The organism is Alsobacter soli, from assembly GCF_003004785.1.
GTDB lineage: Bacteria > Pseudomonadota > Alphaproteobacteria > Rhizobiales > Beijerinckiaceae > Alsobacter > Alsobacter soli.
This window is the reverse complement of the sequence record NZ_PVZS01000069.1, coordinates 1-1,332: the sequence shown is the minus strand read 5'-3', so window position 1 is coordinate 1,332 and position 1,332 is coordinate 1. Positions and strand designations below refer to the sequence as shown.

Annotated in this window: 2 protein-coding genes; both read left to right on the top strand. The window is 70.6% G+C overall.

Translation table 11 applies throughout. From position 1 onward, the window contains the following. Nucleotides 1–229: copper-binding protein (locus SLNSH_RS24265; protein WP_146140382.1), on the top strand; the 229-nt coding region annotated here is incomplete at its 5' end. Between the two features lie 78 nt (nt 230–307). Then, nucleotides 308–1,332 (top strand): DUF3141 domain-containing protein (locus SLNSH_RS24260; RefSeq protein WP_146140381.1); only part of this gene is annotated, 1,025 nt, incomplete at its 3' end.

The window sequence follows — 1,332 nt, the reverse complement described above, 5'->3', positions numbered from 1 at the left end:
CGACCTGCCGACGGTCTCGGGGACGGTGGAGAAGGTCGACACGGCCGCCGGCAAAATCACCATCGACCACCAGGCGATCCCGAACCTCGGGATGGATCCGATGACGATGGTGTTCCGCACGCCCGACCCGTCGGTGCTCAAGGGCGTGAAGGCCGGCGACAAGGTTCGCTTCCAGGCGGACCGGGTGAACGGCCAGATCTCCGTCGTGAAGATCCAGAAGGGCAAGTGAACGGGCCCGGGATGCGCCAGCGCAAAGCGCGCCGAAGCGGATCGGGTGCAGGCTGCGGCCGAGCACCAGGAGGACGCCATGGCAGTCGCGAAGCGCTCGGCCACGGACAGACCCGCGGCGCCTGAACCGCTCGTGCGCGCGAAGGGCGGCGAGCCCGCCTTCGGCGCCGAGGACCTGCTCGCCTACTGGCTGGACGCCGGCCAGCGGGCCGTCCTGTTCCTGGACGCGCTGCGGCAACGGGCCGAGAACATCGTCGCCCACGAGCGCGCCGGCAAGCCGCCGCTGCTCGACTTCGACTTCGAGGTGGTCGCCGAGGCGCGCCGATTCGAGCGCCCGACCAACTACAGCCTGCTCAGGATCACCCGGGTGGGCGAGGACTGCCTGGGGGACTGCCTCCAGCCCGGCCTGCGGCCCGTGGTCGTGTTCGACCCCCGCGCCGGCCACGGCCCCGGGATCGGCGGCTTCAAGCGCGAGAGCGAGGTGGGGCTGGCGCTGCGGGCCGGCCACCCGACCTACTTCGTCTCGTTCGCGCCCGAGCCCGTGGCAGGCCAGACCCTGCACGACGTACTCCGGACGCTGCGCCGCTTCCTGGAGGAGGTCGGCCACCGACACCCGGGCCAGCCGCCGGTGCTATACGGCAACTGCCAGGCGGGTTGGGCCATCACCATGCTGGCGGCCGATTGCCAGGGCCTCGTCGGGACGGCCGTGCTCAACGGCTCGCCCCTGTCCTACTGGGCCGGCGAGCCGGGCGTAAACCCGATGCGCACGGCCGCCGGGTTCACGGGCGGCATGTGGACGGCGCACCTCCTGTCCGACCTGGACGACGGCCGCTTCGACGGCGCGTGGCTGGTCCAGAACTTCGAGGCGCTCAAGCCGGAGGGCGTCTGGAGCAAGTACGCCGACCTTTTCGAGAGGGTGCGGGCCGAGCGCGAGCGCTTCCTGGAATTCGAGCGGTGGTGGAACGGCTTCTATATGCTCGGGCGGGAAGAGATCCTGGCCATCACCGAGAACCTGTTCGTCGGCAACCGGCTGGAGCAGGGCCTCGTGTGGCTGTGCCAGCACTGCAAGGTCGATCTGCGCCGCATCCGCAACCCGCTCGTGAT